This is a genomic window from Nocardia sp. CA-135953 (genome assembly GCF_050955735.1).
In the GTDB taxonomy this organism is placed as follows: domain Bacteria; phylum Actinomycetota; class Actinomycetes; order Mycobacteriales; family Mycobacteriaceae; genus Nocardia.
In genome coordinates, this window is sequence record NZ_CP192082.1 from 4496164 (window position 1) to 4513682 (window position 17519).

Genomic DNA, 17519 nt, shown 5'->3' on the forward strand with positions numbered 1-17519 from the left:
GCCCTGGACATCACGGTCGAGCGCCGCGGCGACGAGTATCAACTCGTCCACCCGGAACGACCCGGGTATCAGCCTGGGCAGAGGTCTTCATCTGCCGGCCGAGGTTGACGCGCTGCACCAGCCTGGCGGTGTCCTGCTGGTTCAGGTTGTTGAAGTTGTAGACGTTCTGTCGGCGGCTCGAAGGCTTGAATTCGGTCGTGCTGACGCTTCCCGGCATCCACGTGGCCAGCGGTCGCGTGGACGCCGAGAACGGGGTCTGCGATGTCGAATTCGACATCGGGGCCTCCTAATGCTCGAAATGTTCCAGGCGGGTGTAGATGTCGGCGAGGGCGTCGACGACAGTGCGGTTGTTCAGCTGGGACCAGCCGGCGTACTGGCCGCTGTCGCGCTGGGCCTGGCCGCACAGCTGTTCGCGGATGTCTTTGACGTCGCTGCTGATCGGGCCACAGAACGCGGTGATGAATTCTTTGATCTCGGCGACTTCTGCTGCGCTCATCGGCGCGTCCTCTCCGTCGATGAAAGCCTGGACATCGCGGCGGAACTCGTCCATGTCGATGCCGGCGGGGTCGATTTTTCCTTCGCTGCTGTACTCGCGGTGGGCTACGCAGTCGGCGGCGGTGCGGTCGATGCGGCGCAGGATGGCGGCGCAGCCGCGTTTGTAGGCGTCGAGCTGAGCTGGGGTCCAATCGATTCCGTCACCACGGGAGACCGCTTCGATGCCGATCACGTGGTAGTTGGCGTTGTTGGTGGGCCAGCCGGGCCAAGAGCCACGGCCGGCGTGCCAGCAAACGCCTGCCGCGATCACGCGATAGGTGCCGTCGCGTTCCAGAACCAGTTGGGCCAGTGGGCCGTCCAGGTCGGGCCGCCCGTATTGGACCGTGCGCCAATCGTCCGGTCCACCGCCTGCGGTGTGGTGGCAGAGCACGCCGCGCAGATCGGCGAAGTCGCCGTGACCGCGGTCGCGCCAGCCCTCGTGTTCGATGACGTGCAGGCCGGCGTCGCGGAGCACGTCCGCGAGCCAGATCGGGTCTGCTGTCCATGTCATGCGGTGTTCCTCCGTTACACGACGTCGAAGGTGACGTAGGTTGCGGAACCGCCCTTCAACGTCGCGGTCACACCCCAGAAGCTGGTGGTCGTGTTGGTGACGGCGAGCCACAGACGATCACCGGGCTGCACGGTGATCGGAGTATCTGTGAGGGCGACGAACGTCGCGCCGCTCGCGAAATCCGCCCCTTTGAGCTCGGTGCTGTTCTGCATGAGCGACACATGGAACCCGCCGCCACCTGCACCTGGGCTCCAGGCCGCGGCCAGGGTCACCTTGCAGCGCGCGATGCCCGCGCCCGAGCTTCCGATGAGGATCTCATCGGCGCCGGAGATGACAGTGTCCGGATACCCGCTGCGTGCGACCCACCCGGACACCTTCAGGTTGGCGGTGTCCTTGCCGACGGGAAGATCACCGGATTTGTCCATGCCCATCGGTGCCGGCACCGCACCGGGGGCGACCACGACGAAGACCATCAGACCGTCACTCCTTTGAGGCTCACCTGCAGGCCCTTACCCGCCGGGCTGTCGGCGGTTGTGATATTGACGGTGAGACGATCACCCGGAGCGAACGTCCACGGGCCGCCTGCTGTGATGACGGTGTCGGTGTTGTGGGCGGCGGCCGCGATGGTCGCCGAACTGCCTGCGACAGGGTTGTTTCCGCTGCCATTGGTTTTGCGCAATTCCACGACGAGGTTGCCGGTGCCGACGGTCTCACCGCGGTAAGTGATCGAACTGATGCTGATCGAGCGCTCGATGCGAAGCCCTTCCGCCATCACATTTCCGGTGCCCGCAGCTCGAGTTCCCGTGTGGGATTTGAACGCGATGTCGTAGACCTGGCCGGCCGCGGTGGGCGGACGCGGATCGCTGAGCCGGGTGTCGGTGGCCGACACCGTCCCGAGCGCGGTGCGGGCGGCCGCCGCATCGGTGGCAGTGAGCAGCGAGCGTCCCACCGCGCTCGCGTCCGAAATTTGTGCGGTCGTGTGCGTGTGCGCGGTAGGTGTCCGAGCGTCGGTGAGCCGCGGATCATTGCCCGCGACAGCAGTTGTCGAGGTCGAGCCGATGGTCGGCGGGAAGGTCGCCGGCTTGCCGGTGACGCCGGCCCAGTCGGTCGCACCGGCCGGGCCTCGGATCACGATGCCCTGTCCGTTGGGAGTCCAGCCACCGGCCGTCGCGCGGTAGACATACAACAGCCCGTCGGCCTTGACGACGTACTGCGCACCGTCTTTCGGCGTGGCAGGCAGCGCAGCGTAGGTGGCCACCTGGCCGTCGATCTGGATGCCCACACCGCGCTCGCCGCGCACCACGGCGTTGCCGGGGCTGGCGGGCACCGGCGAGACGAGCGTCAGGTCGACCAGGCCGGATGCGCCGGTGTCGGGATTGGCGGGGTCCGGGCCGGCAACGTACTCGGGAACAGTGAAGCTGAACGGCTCCAGGGCGACCGATTCGCCCTCGTACTGGAGCGCGAACGAGACCCGCCAGGTCCATTGGTTCGGATTGGTGTCGGCGTTCGGCGCGACCAGCCGGATGCCGCGCTGACCACGCCAGGTGAGATAACCGAATTCGTCCAGTTCGCACACGTAGTGGTTGGGCAGCTGGACATAGGTGGCCGGCGCGGGTTGCGCGGCGGCCACCAGTACCTTCGGGGCGTCCGCCGTGAAGGTGACGGTACCGGTGAGGGGCGGGAACTCGGGGAGATCGCCGATATCGGGGCCATCGGCGATATTCGCGAGGAAGCGCCCGACGACCTTGCCGTATTTCAGTGGGGCCAGATCAGCCATCGATCAATGCCTTTCGAACAGCGGGCAGCCGCAAGAGGGCATGCCGGAGAGCGAGAGCGGCTCCGCTACGGAGCCGTGCTGGATGTCAGCGCGTCTGAGCGCCGTGTGTGGATCTACTCGGCCGGAGCCGTGCCGCCCTCAGGCGGTTGCGCAGGCTGTTTGTAGACCCAGAGCAGCCTGTCGTTCTTCATGTAGGCGACGGCGCCGGGCAGCCCGGAGACACCACGCACGGTGTTGCCCGGATCCGCGCCGGGCGCCAACGGGAGAGAATCCGTCCGGAGCTTGCGGAGTTCGTCCGCGGCAGTGGTCGTCTCGCCGGGGTGGCTCCAGTAGGTAACGAACCTGCCGAATTCCGTACTGGTCCAGATCAGTTCGCTGTCCTTCGGTACCAGAATGTCGGTCCACTGCGATCCGACGTCCACCTGGAGCCGGAAGATGGTCGTCATGACACCTGCCCCGCGTAGACGATCAGCTGTGCGCCGGTGTTGTCGACGGAGAACGACTGGCTGCCCTTGGTGCGCTTGGCGATCACGTAGAGAGTGACGGTTTGATTGGGCTGCACCACACCGAAATTCGCCGTCGGCGAGAGCGGGAAATCGAATTTCGGGCCGATCAAGACCCAATCCCAGCTGCTTATATCGTAGCCGTAGCCGTAGCCGACGAGCTCGCCGGTCGGGCTACCGATCCGTACTTCGACATCGGTGCGGGTGCCGTAACCGTTGCCGTTCGACGACAGCACACGGACCGAACCGCGCACCTGCGGGCGCCAGGCCGTCGGCTGCCCCGGAATGGTGATAGCGGCGAGCACCTTCTGCTCGTTGAGGTTCGAGCCGCCGCTGAACTGACTCTTGCCGACCGCCCACGGCCCGCCGAGCTTCGGGTTGGGGGCCGGGACGAACTTGCCGAGGGCCGCGTTCCACTCGAGAACGTAGTCCTGGGCAACCGGATGATCGGCGTCGATGAGGACATCCGCCGCGTCCTGGATGCGACCGGCCGCGCCCGGGTCACCGGTGTCACCCTGGACGCCCCGGGGAAAGGTGACCTCGAGATTCTGGCCCGGTGTGGTTCCGGTAATCCGCGCCGAGGCGGAGGACCCGGGTGCGCCGGCAATGGCGGTGCCGGTCAGCGCGTTCGCCGGGCCGGCCTTGCCCGCTCGGCCGAACGCGTTGGCGAATGCGATGAAATCGAGGCCGGTCCAGTAATAGACGGCGTTCTCCGACACCACTCGCCAAGCACTGCGCGCATCGGCGGTGGTCAGGTTCAGTGCCTTCAATGCCGCGACATCGGCGACGTCGCCGCGCCACTGCCAGGGCCAGGCCGCATCGCCCTCGGGTCCCTGCCCGCCGGCCGGCCCTTCGCGCAGCTCGATGAGCGCCTCGCGATCGACCAGTTCCAGCGGATTCACCGTGTACGGTAGACCGACCGAGTCGGAGACCCCGCGCATGGTGATCATGATGTTCTCGTCGTAAACGGTCTGCTGTTCGTCGGTCATACTGTTCTCCACGCTCACGAGGCCGTCACCGGCCTCGCCCAGCACACGATGTGCGAGTCGTCTTGGCGGTAGGAATAGTTGGAAGTGCCGCGGTTCCGCCGCAGCACCACGTGCAACGTGATCGCCCGGCCGGCTTGCACGACGCCGACCGCGCTGTCGGGAGTCATAGTCCGAGTGCCGTAGTAGGGCTGGAAAGAGCAGAAGCCGTCGGTGCCGAACGGGAATCCGGCGCCGAGCGCGACGATTTGCCCGGACGGGGAGTCGATGCGAACCTCGGCGTCGATGCGGGTGTTGAAGTTGCCGATCGTTTCGTCGGTGAACACCAGGGTGCCGCCCGCTATCACCGGCCGCCAATCGACGTCCTGAGCGGGGATATTCAACTGCGCCACGGTATTCGGCGAGGTACCGGCCTTGGTCTGTGAGGCAGCGAAGCCAGGGCCGCCGTCCCATGCCAGCGCGCGATTGATCGACCACGGGCCGCGCAGCCCGGGATTGGGGCGGGGCGTCCACAGCTGAGTGGCCGTATTCCACACCGGGACCGCGCCATCGGCGTGCGGTCCGTCGGCGTAGTCGGGCGCCTGCCGGATCGGTCCGGGGCCGCCCGCAGCGCCCTTTGTGCCCTTGACTCCTTGCGGGACAGTCAGATTCAGTACGAGGTTCGGGCGGATTCCGGTCACGGTCACCACCAGATCGGAGCCCGCGGGACCGGTCGCGACCGTGCCGATCGTGACATTGCACGGTGCGCCGACCGGTCCGGCCCCACCGAAGGCGTCGGTGAAGGAGTCGAAACTGGTTCCGTTCCAGTACATCAGGGTGTTCGTGGCGAGTACGCGCCACACCTTGCCCGCATGGGCGGTGTTCAGCTTCGACGACAGCGCCGTCAGCGCGGCCTGGTCGGCGATGTCGCCCTCCCAGCGGAACGTGGCGCCCGGCTCACCCTGCGGTCCCGCCGGACCGGGGGTGCCGGTCATCAGTTCCAGAGAACCGTCGCGCGGGGTCCCGTGCAGCGCCTGCACGACCCCCGCGGTTCCGACACCCTCGTCGATCCCACGAATGAGCGTGGACTCGAAATATTCTCCTACGGTTGACATGTCACCTCATTCAGATGGGCTGGGCGTGGACAACGAGCGACGCTTGGGTGCGCGAGAAGCCGATCTTCCCGCTGCCGTCTCCCGCACGGTTCAGACTGACCACGAAGGTGGCGGGCTGCCCGGCGGGCAGGGTCGCGAAGGTCGAACTGGGCGACAGCGTCGGCACCGAATCCTCGTCGCGGTATGTGGTGATCAATGGCAGGTAGAGGTACCCGCCGCCGCACGGACGTGTGGCGGCCACGATCAGGCCGTCTGCACTTCCCAACCGAACGGTCGCGTCCACCGGGGAGCTCGCACCGTACAGGTAGACGTGTCCCTGCACCACCGGCCGCCATGCGAACGACTGAGCGGGCACGGTGAACGTGCCGACGGTCAGCTGCGACGCGTCGACCTCCTGATCCGCCACGAAGTCCTCCTGGAACCAGGACCAGGGGCCGACGCCCAGCGGCGGCTGGAGCGGCCGGAACTTCTGCGTGGGACGGTGATAAGCGAACACGTAGTTCGAGCCTGGGCTGGTCGACGGGTCGTAATCCGGCGAGGCGGCGATCTTGCCCGAAGCGCCCGCAGGTCCCTCGGGCCCGGCGAAGCCGGCCGGCGCGGTGACCTTCACCTGCTGGTTCGCACCCTTACCGATGAAGTCGAGAGCCGGGACAGTCAGATTGGGTTGGTGGAGGGTAGGGGCGACGTCGAGTGTATTGGCGTCGGCCAACGGTCCCCGCGGACCCACCGCGTGCGGCGAGTGCACCCACTGTGCACCGTCCCACACGTCCATGCCGTCGTCGTCCAGTCGATGCCACCACTTCCCCCGGTCGTCCGCGCCGAGTCCGCCTGGGCGCGCCGCGGCGGTGGGGATCTCCCCCATCTTTCGAAAGGTGCTGCGCGGACGGCCTTTCGGTCCCGCGGCACCGGCCGGACCCGGGGGCAGCGCCAGGCCGGCTACGTCGTCGGCGACCTCTAGCTTCGCGTCCAGTATTGGCAGGCCGTCGACGTCCGGCTGCCGGGCAATGGTGATTCGGGCGGGAAAACTGATGTCCGCCATGGTGTTTCCTCCCAGCGAGGTTAGAAGATGAGCAGGTCCAGATCCGCGCCGACATCGGTTGACAAGTCTTTGATGGCGGCCGCGAAGCGGCCGAGCCGCTGCCAGGCCTTGACGACCGAGTCCTCTTCGTCGGATCCGTCGCCGACAGTGATCTGCCAGACGGCCGGGGTCTGCCGATCGTCGGTGAAGGTCAGTTCGGTCACGTAGTCGGTGAACACGTGCTCCCCGACCGCGAAGCCGATCTGATCGCCGAGTCCGAAGTCCCTGCCCAGCAGGTAGGGCGCGTTGTCCTCGATGGTCACCTTGTGGCTGGTGTAGCCGCGGGTGAGGTGCAGCCCCTGGCGCGCGGCGACCAGGCCGTCGAGGTTGAAGGCCTTGTCGCTGCCGGTGATGTACAGCTCGCGGAACGCGTACGGCCCCGCCTTGCGGGCACGTTCCATGTCCCGGTACACCATCCAGGCCAGGAAGACGTCATTGAGCTGACCGCGATACAGCCAGCCCAGACCGATCAGCGACAGCAGGCCCTTGATGACGACTTCGATACCGGCGTTCACCCAGCCTGGGGAACGGCCGCCGATGATGACGTCCGTCGCGGTCGGCTTGTGCAGTGCCACTTCGGAGGCGCCAATGCCCGAGTACTCCCCTTCGAAGTACCAGACCCATGGGAAGTTCCGGGTGGTACCGAACTTGCCCTGCTCCCCGTATACGGTTTCGTAGTCGGTGGTGGAGTCGAGATTCGGATAGCGCATCGGCGTGGTGCCGTCGTCGGCGAATTCCTCGAACCAGGACTGGATTCCATCCAAGAGCGTGCCGGTACTGCCGGTCACGCCGGACTTGTCGACGGTGTCGATCACAACGGTCGGATGCTCGAGGTAGAAGTAGTTCGGCGCCGGCTGCTCGTCCTCCTCGGGCAGGAAGAAACGCGCGGTCAGCATGACCCCGGAGTCCTCCAGCATCGGCTGAAACAGCTTGTCCGCCATATCGAATCGCGCAGAGGCAGCACTCCAGCGGCTGGTGTCGTGCAGCGGGTCGACCGGAACCACGGCGATCGGGAAGAGGGTATTGCCCGCATTCCACTTCGGGGTGTCGGGTCCGTCCGCGGGGGCCCATCCCGGCGCCTGCAACCGCATCAGGTTCATCGTCAGATAGGTGGTCACCAGCGTCCGGACCGGGCCGAACAGGATGTGATGCCGGGGGAACTGCGCCAGCACCGGCGCGAACGGTGACGCCCAGCAGCAGATGGTCGCGATGTGATTCCAGGCGTGAATGGCCTCGATATCGACCGTCTCGACGCCGTTCTCGTCCCGGACGATGGACGCCTTTGTGATGTAACCGTCCCACCGGAAACCCTTGGTGTTCACCGTGATCGGGATGGTGGCGTCCTCACCGTCCGGATTGTTGAACAGGTGGTCGAAGTGCACCATGTCGCGCGGGCAGATCATCTTCAGGCCGCCGGCGGCGTTGCGCGGATACGTGAACTGAACGGAGAGATAGCTGTGCTCCTCCCCCACCTCTTCCATGAATTTGTTCCAATAGCGAACCAGCACATCGGGATTGCGCGCGTGTTCCTGGTCGACCCGGAACTGCTCGTCCATCCGTCGTGATTCGTCGTACGGATCCCAGGTGCCCGCGGTCATCAGAACGGCCTCGAGGATCGGGGGGTGACCGAGGCGATGATGCTGGAGGCGGTGGTTCCGCCCTCGACCTGCACGGTGATCTCGGTGGAGCTCCAGGGATCCATCGACTGCATCCAGCGACGGCCGCTGAGCTGCGCCCACACATTGACCGGCTTCGCGCCCGAGCTGTCGTAGACGGTTGCGGTCCGGTGCCGCGGATGCGTGTCGATCCGTAGCGTCTGGGTGGCGGTCAGCAGCGGCGTCTGCACCATCCGAGGCAGGTCACCCGGAACCGGATCCAAAATCTGCCAACGTCCCGGGCCGTTCATCGTGTAACGCGGCCACGCCGGCTGATCCGCGGCATTGCGCAACCGCACGCTGCCCTGGCCGATGCCGGCCGAATTGGTCCACACCGAGTTCTCGTCGAAATGCCGCTCCAGCGGATCCATCGCGGTAGCGGACATCTTGTAGACCGCCATCGCATTTCGCGCAGGATCCACATCGCCGACCGGCTCCGGCGCGGCATCGAGCTGCGCCTGCTCGAACCGCCAGCCTTGATGCCGGGTGTAGTAGCCGACCGTGACCGGCTTGTCTGTCGACCAGCCTCGGAACCAGGCGTCATGCACAGCGTGGAAATCCCGAACCGGGTCGGCGCCACTATCTTTCGCGGACGCCGAGATGACGGCCAGGAAGTCCCACTCCTTCTTCGAACGGACGGATCGAACAAAGGTGGCGCCGTCCTGACGCGCCCCCTCCGAGATCAGCAGTTGCACCGGCGCGAACATGAATCCGTTCTGCTGGGACAAGCGCACGCCCTCCCGGCCGGAGTTCACTCCGGACAGGTGCCACACTCGTCCGTTGACATCCCACACGACCACCTTCGTGCCGTGGGTTTCCAAAAGTTGGTGGCTCATCGCCCGAAACCTCCTCCGCGTTGCTGCGCCACAGCCCGGCGCCGACGGACCCGCTCGACCGCGATCGATGCGCTCTTCGGGTCCATGCCGTTGAAGTTGTAGATATCGCCGCGAACGGTGTGCCCGCCCGGGCCTTCGGCCAGGTCGGTGAGACCGAAACCGGTTCCGACCAGCTCTTTGATCGTGTTGCCCACCCATTCGATAGGGCGAGTGAATTCCTCGGCGATACTGCCGCCGATCATCGAGCCCAGGAACTGGCCGATGACGGGGGCCAGCGGGGCGGCAGGGCCGAGGAACGGCGCGGCCAGGGTGCCGAGGAAGTTGCCAGCCAGGTTGCCCAGGGTCGAGCCTGCGCCGGAGATCGCGCCGGTCAGGCCACCGACCAAACCGTGCTGTTGCAGGCCCTGGATGCCTGATTCGAACGCCGCGACCCCGGCCTGCTGTTCATTGGTTATCTGATTCGCGGACGACGTGCCCGAACTGCCATTGGGGGTCCACTCGATACCTGTGGCTTGGCTGATCCAGCGACCGATGGTGTCGGTCCACGTGTGGTTCGGGTCGGCGTCGCTGTATGCCTGTCCGAGCGGCGCAGTCAATTGCGCTGCCAAATCGGCGAGGTTCTTGGGAGCATCGCTGCCGAGGATCGGCGTAAGCAAGGTGCCCAGGTCGGTGCCGACCTTTTGGGAGGCGAGGTCGACCAGATCCGCGAAATTGCCTTCGTTGGGGTTGTACTGGTGAATGTCGTCCTGCAGGGTTTGGGCGTCACCGTTGGCGGTCTTGCCGGTCAGCACATCGAGCCAATTCAGGCCCTTCGGGGTCCGTACCATCCGCTGCGGCGCGCCGTTATCGGGGATGAAGTTCCCCAGCTTGAAACCATCGGGCACCGCGTCCTTCGGCACCGAGTACTCCGACTCCGGCATGAAAAGCGCCCAGCCCGCCGACGTACCGAGTTCCGGGTTGGCCGAGACGTACTCCCAACGGCTGCCGTCCGCGTTGGTCTTTCCAATGATGTTGCCGCTGCCGACGTTCGAAGCTGCCGGGCCGGCAGTCTCCACGATGGTGCCGCCGCCGGGATTACCGTCGGTCGGTTCCGGCGCTGTACCGTCTCCCGTCGAGTCGGCTCCTGCCCCACCGGGTTCGGCACCGCCACCAGAGCCTGTCGCCGAACTGGCCTGTCCGCCGCCGACTCCGGCCTGCACGGTCAGCGAGGTACTCAGCTGAGCGCCGAACTGTGAGCCGATCAACCGGCCCAGTTGTTCGCCGATCACGGGTGCGAGCTCGCCGGATGGGCCAAGCGCGGGTTGGATTGCGGCACCGAGCATCTCACCCAGGCGGCTACCCGCGGCGGTCGCTGCACCGGTGATTCCGGAGCCCAGCGCCGCGGCGAGGGAACCCAGCTGACCGGCCGCGCCTGTCGGCGAATTCGGTTGTGCGGTACCGAGGAACCCAAGCGTGGCGGAGGGGGTGGCCTGAATCGAGGCCGTCATCGGAACGGCCGAGCCTGTGCCGGTCAGACCCGCATCGTTGCGAACCGACGCCGATGCCGCAGATCCAGGACGGGCCGCGAACAGGCCGCCCGGGCCGAACATGGGCGCCAGGGCGGAGCCCAATGCGGCGCCGGCCCAGGAAGCCGCGTCCACCGCCACATTTCCCAAGCCGCCCAACGTGTCCGCGATGACGCCCTGACCGAGCAGGTCTCGCCATTGGTTCGGATTGCTGGGCGCGGTGGTGCGACTCGCGTCCGCTCCGGCGAGGCTGGGCAGCATGCCCGCCAGGAAGTCCGCGGAGGGGACCCAGCCGGAATTGATCGCGTCGAGCAGCGAAAACGCGCGTGCGGCGGCGTCAGCATTGACCACGTACTCACCGCGGGAGGCCGCCAAGTGAACCAGATCGGAGGACGAGCCACCGGGTCCGGAAACCAGGCCACCGTCTGCGACGGTATCGCCGGGCTTGTAGACCAGACCGCCGCGTGCACGCCGCACCGGATTCTGTTCGAAGACCGAATCGCTCTGGTCCTCAGAGTCTTCCGGCCTACGCTGTCCGCCTCGCTTGGCAGGGTTGAGTAGCGTGGTCTTGGCGCTGAACTTGACGATCCGCGTTTCGGTGTCATCGCTCTTCGAGGTGTCACGAAGCAGGTTCAGCGCCTGCGACGCGACCCGGTCGGCGAAGAAGTTCGGTACATGGCCGAGCACTTCCTCGAAGGCATGGGCCAGCGCGGCGAACGGGCCGGACCGGCCCACGAGGGAGTTCGGCGCATCGGATCCGTTGTCGGAGACCAGAATCGGATCCTGGTCGGGAAGCGTGACGAGGGAGGTCCCGGGTGTCGGACCTCCCTCCCAGAGGGCGCCGCTGGGCAGCGTGATCCGCTTCCCCGGTGCCGGCTGCCCGCTGGTCGTCATCGCGAGAATGTCCGGCAGTGTCATCGCCGGTGGGCGTTGCTTGTCCACAATTCACATCCACTTTCTGGGCCGATTGCGCCCGAGCTCGCCCACCGGCGAGGAATCACTCACTCCAGCCGAGGAATTCGTTGATCCGGTCGACGCCCATCGCCGTCCCCACACGTTCGCGGCCGGACTCGAGGCCGGGACGGGAGATCGGCTCGGGGCGGTTGCGCCCGTGGCGGGCGTCGTCGCTCTTGGACCACACCAGCCAGCGCAGGCAGTCGGCCATCTCCGCGAGCAGATACTGATCGAGCCGCCAGCGGTGGGCTTCGGGGTGCATGGTGCGCATCAGTGCCGAGTCGGGCGGCAGAAATTTGACTATGGCCTTCAGGTCGCACCAGCTCAGCGCTTCATCGCCGAGCCGGCGCAACCGCAGGCCGAGGGCAATCAGGTCGTATTCGATTGCCTCGGAATGCTCTTCGAGAAGGGCATCGAGGCTCAGGATTCCCCCAGGCTGATCCCCGAGTGCGCGCGCCAGGCCTCCAACATCTCGTGGTAGGCATCCGGATCCATATCGTCCAGGGCCGCAAGCGCTTCGGGCGAAACCGCCAACTCCAGCAGGGTGTACATGGCGTCCACATCGCCCAGGCGGCGGATCCGGCGGACCAGACCCGGCTTGAGGTAGGTCAGCGACGGCAGCTCGATGTCGATGCCGTCGACCTGGTAGTGGAAGTTGTCCTTCACCTTCGTGGGAGTCGTGATCGCGATGGGGGCTTTCGGGGAAGTCATTGTTACGCAGACCTTTTCGTCTAGTTGTTGTGGTGGTTGTATGCAGTTGGAAGGCCCAACGGCGGCGGCGGGCCTGCGCATAGGTTTTGGAATAACCGCCGCCGTTGGGGGCTTTGCAGGACGGCTCGAGGCCGCCAGAGGGCAGGGTTCAGCCCCGAGCTACTCGGGGCTGAACCCTGTCATGGTGTTCGACGGTGAATACCGTCGGAATCAGGCAGTCTTGATGCCGTCGTCCAGGTACCGGTACGCCTTCACACCGGCGTCGTCTTTGAAGGCCTCGACGCTGATGGTGAAGCCCGCCAGGGCGTTCGACACGAACTTCTTCTCGGTGACCGAGGTGATCTTGGCGTTCGGCAGCACGATGCGCAGCTTCTTGTCCTCGGTGACCATGTCGAAGATCCACGAGCGACGCGGCAGCGGCGTACCGGTCTCCTTGACCTGGTACAGCGCACCGGAAGTAGAGGTAGCCGCGGTCGGAACGACATTGCCCGCGCCGAAGACCTCGCTCAGCACGTCCTTGTCCCACACCGCGTACAGGGTGAGACCGAACCGCACCGAGTGCTCGGTCTGCAGCTGCGCGATGATGTCCGCATTCCAGTCCTTAACGGACTCGATCTTGCGCTCACCCATCGATTCGATGCCGTCCTCGGACACATAACCCAGCGCCTTGAACGCGGGATCGATAGTGCCGGCCGCACCGGTCGGCAGCGCGGTAGCCAGCGGAGCCACCAGAACACCGCCGGTAACAGCGATGTTCGGGGTGCCGGCGCCAATGTACTTGCTGGAAGGCAGAGCCATTTTCGTTATCTCCCTTGGGATTTGCGCAGGCCCTAGGGATTGGTTATTCAGTTGTGACTGCCTCTTACATGCAGTCAGGCGAGAACAGTGCCCCGCACAATCAAATCGGTGACAATCGTGTACCGCGGAGCGGCAGTCACCGGATCGGTATCGTTCTCTTCGCCTGCATCCTCGACGTGGTCGCACCACACGGTGCCGATACGCCCAGGAGCAGCGGCATTCACAACGCCGCGCACAAGTGCAGCGAGGCCGGCCGCATTCCCAGCGTCATCGAAACACTCGAACAAGACCCGCGGCCGATCCAGAACCAGCTGAGCGCCACGGCGCCCCTCCCGATCCTCAACGTCAACGCGAGCCTTGCGATCATTCCGACTGACCCGCACCATTCGTGCAGGCCGCGACTCAGGAACCTTCGTGACCACCACCGCACTGTCGGAGACAGCTGCGAGCTTAGCGGTCAAGAAGGTGACAAGAGCCTTCTCGATATCAGCAAAAACTATCTGCTCAACCAAGGCAGGGATCCGTTCAATAGAAGCTCATAGGATAATTGAAACATCTACGCTTCAAGAAGCTAGAATCGAAATCCTTCCAGCCAGTCACCTTTTAACATATGCCTGGGGATGTAATCCGATTCGACCTCAACCGCAACTTCCATGTCATATCCGATGCACGCCATAGCGAGCGGAGCCAGAGCAATTGCTCCCGTAGCATCGTCGAAGCGATCGATATCCGAGGTCCAGTAGACCTTATGCAGTTCTAGTGCATCTTTCAACGCTTCGTTGAAAAGACTTACGTCTTTGAAGATCAAAGAATAGAAGAGATGCACGGGTGGATATAGAATAGTTTGAAGATAACCTGCCGAAACGAAATGAACCGCATCAGCATATGACGCCTCCATTGCACTCCGAACACGCGACGCCAAGCCGTCACCTCGAAGCCAAAAAGTTTGCAGAACATCTACCCATAGATAGATGAACTCATCTTCCCGGCTAGCCGCTCTAAGCCTATCGACCGGAATTTCGCATAGCTTCGTCATTCTAACTTGATCTCGGCAGATAACCGCGAGATAGAAGGAATTTAGCCAATTCGAAGCACTGGCGAATGTCCGCGCGCCGATCATGGGCAGCGTTCTATTCTCATCTAGAATGAATAACTCAACCGCATCAACATTATCGCCGGTCACTTCAAAAATTGCCGAGCCCACCTGCAAAGCTATTGCAGCCGACTCGCACGTTGCAAAATATTCCGCATCTCGGTCCGCCCAGAAGCTCAAATACATCGCCCGGAGGGCGGCATCGAACACTGCGCCGATAGAATTCGGCACATCTTCGAGGGAACTTACACGCATAGCAAGGTCGGACCGGGCTTCCTGAGCCCGCATTTCATCCGTCTTGGCCGGATGTCCATGATGAGCGACCATGACGGTCACGGAGTACCACCTTTACTGAGATCATATTCCCGCACTATATACCCATCATACAGGCCTATGCGCTTACCGTCCTGGCCGACTATATCGATACTCTTTCCCCGGATCTCAAGGTATCTAACACGGCCTAGCCGAAACGCCTTGTCCAATTCCTTAGCGATCTGAGCCGATACTCCACCATCCTTCATGACGCGCAAAATGTCGAAGAAATACTCCCGGGTACCCTCGTACACTTTTGTTCCATCCGGCAATGTCCGATAGTTGAGTCGAGTTCCCCTATCTCCCTTTGTTTCAATCACGAAATACGCGCCATCCGGAAAGCGGAGAATATCATCGAATCTGTGATTACCATTTGCGGGGCCAGGCGCGTCTACGTGCTTTCCGCCCGGAAAATTCTCAGGAACAGCGGCGACCCGCGATACCGCTTCGCCGTAAAGCTCAGACTTCTTACCCATCGCTGTATGCACTGCACTATATGCAGCCTCGTTCAGCTCCTGAGCTGCCGCATTCTCTGGGCTTGGATGAGTTTCTTGCAGTCTTCTAGAGGCCAGCTTCAGACGGTTCGCTTCGGTATCTGCATCGATAGCAGTCCGCCTGTCCGCTGCTAGGGGATCAAGAGTTTTCAGTACTTCCGGACTGGCGTTACTTCGTTCCTTCTCGATTCTGAATGGACCGTAATGCGGCTTCCATGGCGGGGGAATTTGATCCGCTAACGCCCATTTACCTGGAGATACTTCTTTGAGCTGCGGAGGTGTCGTGCCGGTATGGTCTCGAACCTCCGTGCGCAGGCGGTGCCCGTTTATCTGATAGTAGGCTGTGCGGTAGCCCTCGTAATTGTTCGCAAGCCAGACTTGATATTCGGCTATTAAACCGAAATCTCCAGGCTGCTTCTCGATATCCTCCGGCACCTCCCACTTAATCGTGGGCGGCCGCGAGGCGGGATTTGATTGCGATGATGATGATGCACGTCGACTACGCTGTTCGAACACGCTGCCTTCCAGCCAATTTCCTTGACTGGAGTTTGCGAGATATCGGCTCGATACGCCTGCGATAGCGGTTTGTGGACCTCCCAGCGGCGGGCCGCCGGATTTCCATTCATTCCATCGTGCTTCTATCCAGCTATCAACTTTGATAATTCCTGTTATCTTCGCATCAAAAGCTGGCGGCTGTTTATCAAACGTTTGGACAATCGGAGGTCTTCGGGTTCCGCCGGTCGGCGGCTGAACACGAGGTAGATGAGAAGACGTCTGGGTGTCGACCAGTGCGGATCGACCCGGAATGGCGCGAATTCCTTTTGTCGGTGTCGCCCAGCTGGCAATACCAAGGGCAGCGGTGGCGAGTACTGCGCCGGGGTTGTCGCGGAAGCCGGTCCAGTCCGTCCCGATGAGTAGTTTTGACTCCGCATTCAGAGCGGTGAGATAGCTCGGAATGCTCCTGGTGATTGCGTCGCCGAGACTCTGTCCTCCTGCTCGGTATACTGTAAGCTCTTTCAGTGCAGTAAGGTTGTGGAAGAGAACTGCCTGTTGGAAGCTATCGGCACCTTGCGAGAAGCTGTCTAGGATTTCCTTCTTGGTTGCGAGGTGGGGGCTATAGCCCATGACGGTGCCGGCCATGTTGATCACGTCATTGAGACCAACCATGCCGCTGAATCCTTCGACCATCCCACCGAGGGTCTTTACCGTCGTAAGGGCGAACTCCTGGCTCACCCATTCGTTGAACGAGCGATCTCCTTGGCGGTTGTAGCGTTTGACTTCGGCTCCGAATTTGTTGTACTCGACTGTTTCATAGCCGTCGCCGTAGTACAGACGCATGCCTCCGCCGGGAAGGTAAGAAAGTGTGCCCCTTCGACTTCGGTTGCCGCTCTCGTCTTTGAACGTATAATCGAGCTTTCCGTCTTTTCCAGGCTTCCCCTGAATGAGTAGTGCACCCGTACGTTCCAGTGATCCGATTACTTTGCCGTCGGGGCCGAACGTAAGGGAATTCACCAGCCGACCGGACGAGTCGAAAGTCTCGTTCTTCTCGTTCGGCCCATCCTTGTATACGAAACTCCACCCTCCGGTTAGAGGATCTTGGTATCGCCGGGCGCGATTCCCGTTATCGTCCTTGTAAAGTTCCCAGCGACGGTTCTCTTTATCGAGCCACCAACCGCGGCCTTCGATATCGACCTGACCTGCCTGTATGCTCCCGAGACCACCATCGGGCTTTACGATCGTGCGATCGAACGAGGTATTTCCGTACGTGTCCTGAAACTGATTGTCGTAGAATCCCTTGTCGTTTCGGACGCCGATGCTGACTCCGACATAGTTGCCATTTTCGTCGTACTCAGGCTGGTATGTATTGCTGTAATCAGCATTGGTTCCGGATTCACGAGTCGGTGCGCCCGACGTCGACTGTCCTGGATCGAACGATTGAATGTAGGCGTCCAGATCTGCTGTTTGCTTGTCGACATAAGACCCGGCGCCGGTGGAATCGTTGTTCCAACGCTGGTAACCACCGAGACCGTTGGCGACAACACGTGAGCGGGTGATGGTTCCGTCTGCGTTGTAGATCACCTGGTCGACGGTTTGGGTTCCGTTGCCGAAGGGGATCGTGTTTACACGGCGAATTCCTTCGGGATTGCCGGGGGTTGGGGGTAGGAACTCTTCCCAGGTGTCGCCTTCCTTGTGCCCCGTGACGTCTGGCAACCCGAAGACATGTTCATCGACACCCGCCGGTACGACACTGACGGTCTCCGGCCCTTGTTGGGTGGCGTCCGGTTGCGCCGCCTGCGACTGGCCCGATTGGCCCGCCGGCTGCTGCGAACTCGGTTGCGGCTGCTGGGCCGGTTGCGGGTTCGCGGGAGCTGGTTTGGCCGGTTCGGGTTGTGGTCGAGGGATGTCCGCGGGATCGAGGCCGGGGACCATCCGGCCGGTCTCCGGGTCCTTATGCATCGGGAAGATGGGTGTCGGTCCCAAATCACCACCGGGCGCATATGGGTCCTGGAACCGAACGCTGATGGGCCGAAGGCCTGGAATGAACTGTGCGCCAGCAGAAGCGAGCAGATCTTGGCCACCAACTATTCGCGCGAACTGTTGCGCGGCGTCAGCGCTCGATCTGACCGAGACATTGTGAACCTCACCAGTGGCAGCCTTGGACGGAGTGATCGGCATGA

General features: G+C 63.3%; 17 protein-coding genes. All 17 read right to left on the reverse strand.

The window, feature by feature from the left end:
- Positions 1-10: 10 nt before the first annotated feature.
- The 17 genes from ACQPXH_RS20655 to ACQPXH_RS20735 all read right to left on the reverse strand — a co-directional run bounded on the left by ACQPXH_RS20655 (position 11) and on the right by ACQPXH_RS20735 (position 17517).
- A complete protein-coding gene (locus ACQPXH_RS20655; RefSeq protein WP_433598175.1) occupies positions 11-277 on the reverse strand; it encodes a hypothetical protein in 267 nt (88 codons plus the stop codon).
- A 9-nt stretch (positions 278-286) separates the two neighbouring features.
- Positions 287-1045, reverse strand: a complete 759-nt coding sequence (locus ACQPXH_RS20660; RefSeq protein WP_433598176.1) for a peptidoglycan recognition protein family protein — start codon at positions 1043-1045, stop codon at positions 287-289.
- A gap of 14 nt (positions 1046-1059) precedes the next feature.
- A complete protein-coding gene (locus tag ACQPXH_RS20665; RefSeq protein ID WP_433598177.1) occupies positions 1060-1518 on the reverse strand; it encodes a hypothetical protein in 459 nt (152 codons plus the stop codon).
- Entirely contained in the window at positions 1518-2822 is a 1305-nt protein-coding gene (locus ACQPXH_RS20670; protein ID WP_433598178.1) for a hypothetical protein, read from the reverse strand. The genes ACQPXH_RS20665 and ACQPXH_RS20670 overlap by 1 nt, the downstream gene beginning before the upstream one ends.
- 113 nt (positions 2823-2935) lie before the next feature.
- Positions 2936-3268 (reverse strand): hypothetical protein, encoded by a 333-nt coding sequence (locus ACQPXH_RS20675; RefSeq protein WP_433598179.1) that lies wholly within the window; start codon positions 3266-3268, stop codon positions 2936-2938.
- The gene (locus ACQPXH_RS20680; protein WP_433598180.1) at positions 3265-4314 is read right to left on the reverse strand and encodes a hypothetical protein; all 1050 of its coding nucleotides are present in this window, start codon (positions 4312-4314) and stop codon (positions 3265-3267) included. Before ACQPXH_RS20680 ends, ACQPXH_RS20675 begins: the two co-directional genes overlap by 4 nt.
- Before the next feature lie 14 nt (positions 4315-4328).
- Complete coding sequence (locus ACQPXH_RS20685; protein ID WP_433598181.1) at positions 4329-5405, reverse strand: hypothetical protein; 1077 nt, start codon at positions 5403-5405, stop codon at positions 4329-4331.
- Between the two features lie 10 nt (positions 5406-5415).
- A complete protein-coding gene (locus ACQPXH_RS20690) occupies positions 5416-6444 on the reverse strand; it encodes a hypothetical protein (RefSeq protein WP_433598182.1) in 1029 nt (342 codons plus the stop codon).
- A gap of 20 nt (positions 6445-6464) precedes the next feature.
- Positions 6465-8081 (reverse strand): phage tail protein, encoded by a 1617-nt coding sequence (locus tag ACQPXH_RS20695; RefSeq protein WP_433598183.1) that lies wholly within the window; start codon positions 8079-8081, stop codon positions 6465-6467.
- Positions 8081-8974, reverse strand: a complete 894-nt coding sequence (locus tag ACQPXH_RS20700; protein WP_433598184.1) for a phage tail protein — start codon at positions 8972-8974, stop codon at positions 8081-8083. The genes ACQPXH_RS20695 and ACQPXH_RS20700 overlap by 1 nt, the downstream gene beginning before the upstream one ends.
- Positions 8971-11421, reverse strand: coding sequence for a hypothetical protein (locus ACQPXH_RS20705; RefSeq protein ID WP_433598185.1), 2451 nt, complete (start codon positions 11419-11421; stop codon positions 8971-8973). The genes ACQPXH_RS20700 and ACQPXH_RS20705 overlap by 4 nt, the downstream gene beginning before the upstream one ends.
- Positions 11422-11476: 55 nt before the next feature.
- The gene (locus ACQPXH_RS20710; protein ID WP_146161186.1) at positions 11477-11704 is read right to left on the reverse strand and encodes a DUF5361 domain-containing protein; all 228 of its coding nucleotides are present in this window, start codon (positions 11702-11704) and stop codon (positions 11477-11479) included.
- 149 nt (positions 11705-11853) lie between these two features.
- Positions 11854-12144 (reverse strand): hypothetical protein, encoded by a 291-nt coding sequence (locus tag ACQPXH_RS20715; RefSeq protein ID WP_433598186.1) that lies wholly within the window; start codon positions 12142-12144, stop codon positions 11854-11856.
- A gap of 210 nt (positions 12145-12354) precedes the next feature.
- Complete coding sequence (locus ACQPXH_RS20720; protein WP_433598187.1) at positions 12355-12942, reverse strand: hypothetical protein; 588 nt, start codon at positions 12940-12942, stop codon at positions 12355-12357.
- A 74-nt stretch (positions 12943-13016) separates the two neighbouring features.
- Positions 13017-13454, reverse strand: coding sequence for a hypothetical protein (locus ACQPXH_RS20725; RefSeq protein ID WP_433598188.1), 438 nt, complete (start codon positions 13452-13454; stop codon positions 13017-13019).
- 59 nt (positions 13455-13513) lie between these two features.
- The gene (locus tag ACQPXH_RS20730) at positions 13514-14362 is read right to left on the reverse strand and encodes an immunity 49 family protein (protein ID WP_433603524.1); all 849 of its coding nucleotides are present in this window, start codon (positions 14360-14362) and stop codon (positions 13514-13516) included.
- 5 nt (positions 14363-14367) lie between these two features.
- Positions 14368-17517 (reverse strand): hypothetical protein, encoded by a 3150-nt coding sequence (locus ACQPXH_RS20735; RefSeq protein ID WP_433598189.1) that lies wholly within the window; start codon positions 17515-17517, stop codon positions 14368-14370.
- Positions 17518-17519 lie beyond the last annotated feature (2 nt).

Coding starts and splice junctions, on each gene's coding strand:
- ACQPXH_RS20715 (WP_433598186.1), bottom strand. CDS start 12,144: ATGACTTCCCCGAAAGCCCCCATCGCGATCACGACTCCCACGAAGGTG.
- ACQPXH_RS20730 (WP_433603524.1), bottom strand. CDS start 14,362: ATGGTCGCTCATCATGGACATCCGGCCAAGACGGATGAAATGCGGGCT.
- ACQPXH_RS20690 (WP_433598182.1), bottom strand. CDS start 6,444: ATGGCGGACATCAGTTTTCCCGCCCGAATCACCATTGCCCGGCAGCCG.
- ACQPXH_RS20665 (WP_433598177.1), bottom strand. CDS start 1,518: ATGGTCTTCGTCGTGGTCGCCCCCGGTGCGGTGCCGGCACCGATGGGC.
- ACQPXH_RS20675 (WP_433598179.1), bottom strand. CDS start 3,268: ATGACGACCATCTTCCGGCTCCAGGTGGACGTCGGATCGCAGTGGACC.
- ACQPXH_RS20695 (WP_433598183.1), bottom strand. CDS start 8,081: ATGACCGCGGGCACCTGGGATCCGTACGACGAATCACGACGGATGGAC.
- ACQPXH_RS20680 (WP_433598180.1), bottom strand. CDS start 4,314: ATGACCGACGAACAGCAGACCGTTTACGACGAGAACATCATGATCACC.
- ACQPXH_RS20720 (WP_433598187.1), bottom strand. CDS start 12,942: ATGGCTCTGCCTTCCAGCAAGTACATTGGCGCCGGCACCCCGAACATC.
- ACQPXH_RS20700 (WP_433598184.1), bottom strand. CDS start 8,974: ATGAGCCACCAACTTTTGGAAACCCACGGCACGAAGGTGGTCGTGTGG.
- ACQPXH_RS20735 (WP_433598189.1), bottom strand. CDS start 17,517: ATGCCGATCACTCCGTCCAAGGCTGCCACTGGTGAGGTTCACAATGTC.
- ACQPXH_RS20670 (WP_433598178.1), bottom strand. CDS start 2,822: ATGGCTGATCTGGCCCCACTGAAATACGGCAAGGTCGTCGGGCGCTTC.
- ACQPXH_RS20660 (WP_433598176.1), bottom strand. CDS start 1,045: ATGACATGGACAGCAGACCCGATCTGGCTCGCGGACGTGCTCCGCGAC.
- ACQPXH_RS20655 (WP_433598175.1), bottom strand. CDS start 277: ATGTCGAATTCGACATCGCAGACCCCGTTCTCGGCGTCCACGCGACCG.
- ACQPXH_RS20710 (WP_146161186.1), bottom strand. CDS start 11,704: ATGCGCACCATGCACCCCGAAGCCCACCGCTGGCGGCTCGATCAGTAT.
- ACQPXH_RS20685 (WP_433598181.1), bottom strand. CDS start 5,405: ATGTCAACCGTAGGAGAATATTTCGAGTCCACGCTCATTCGTGGGATC.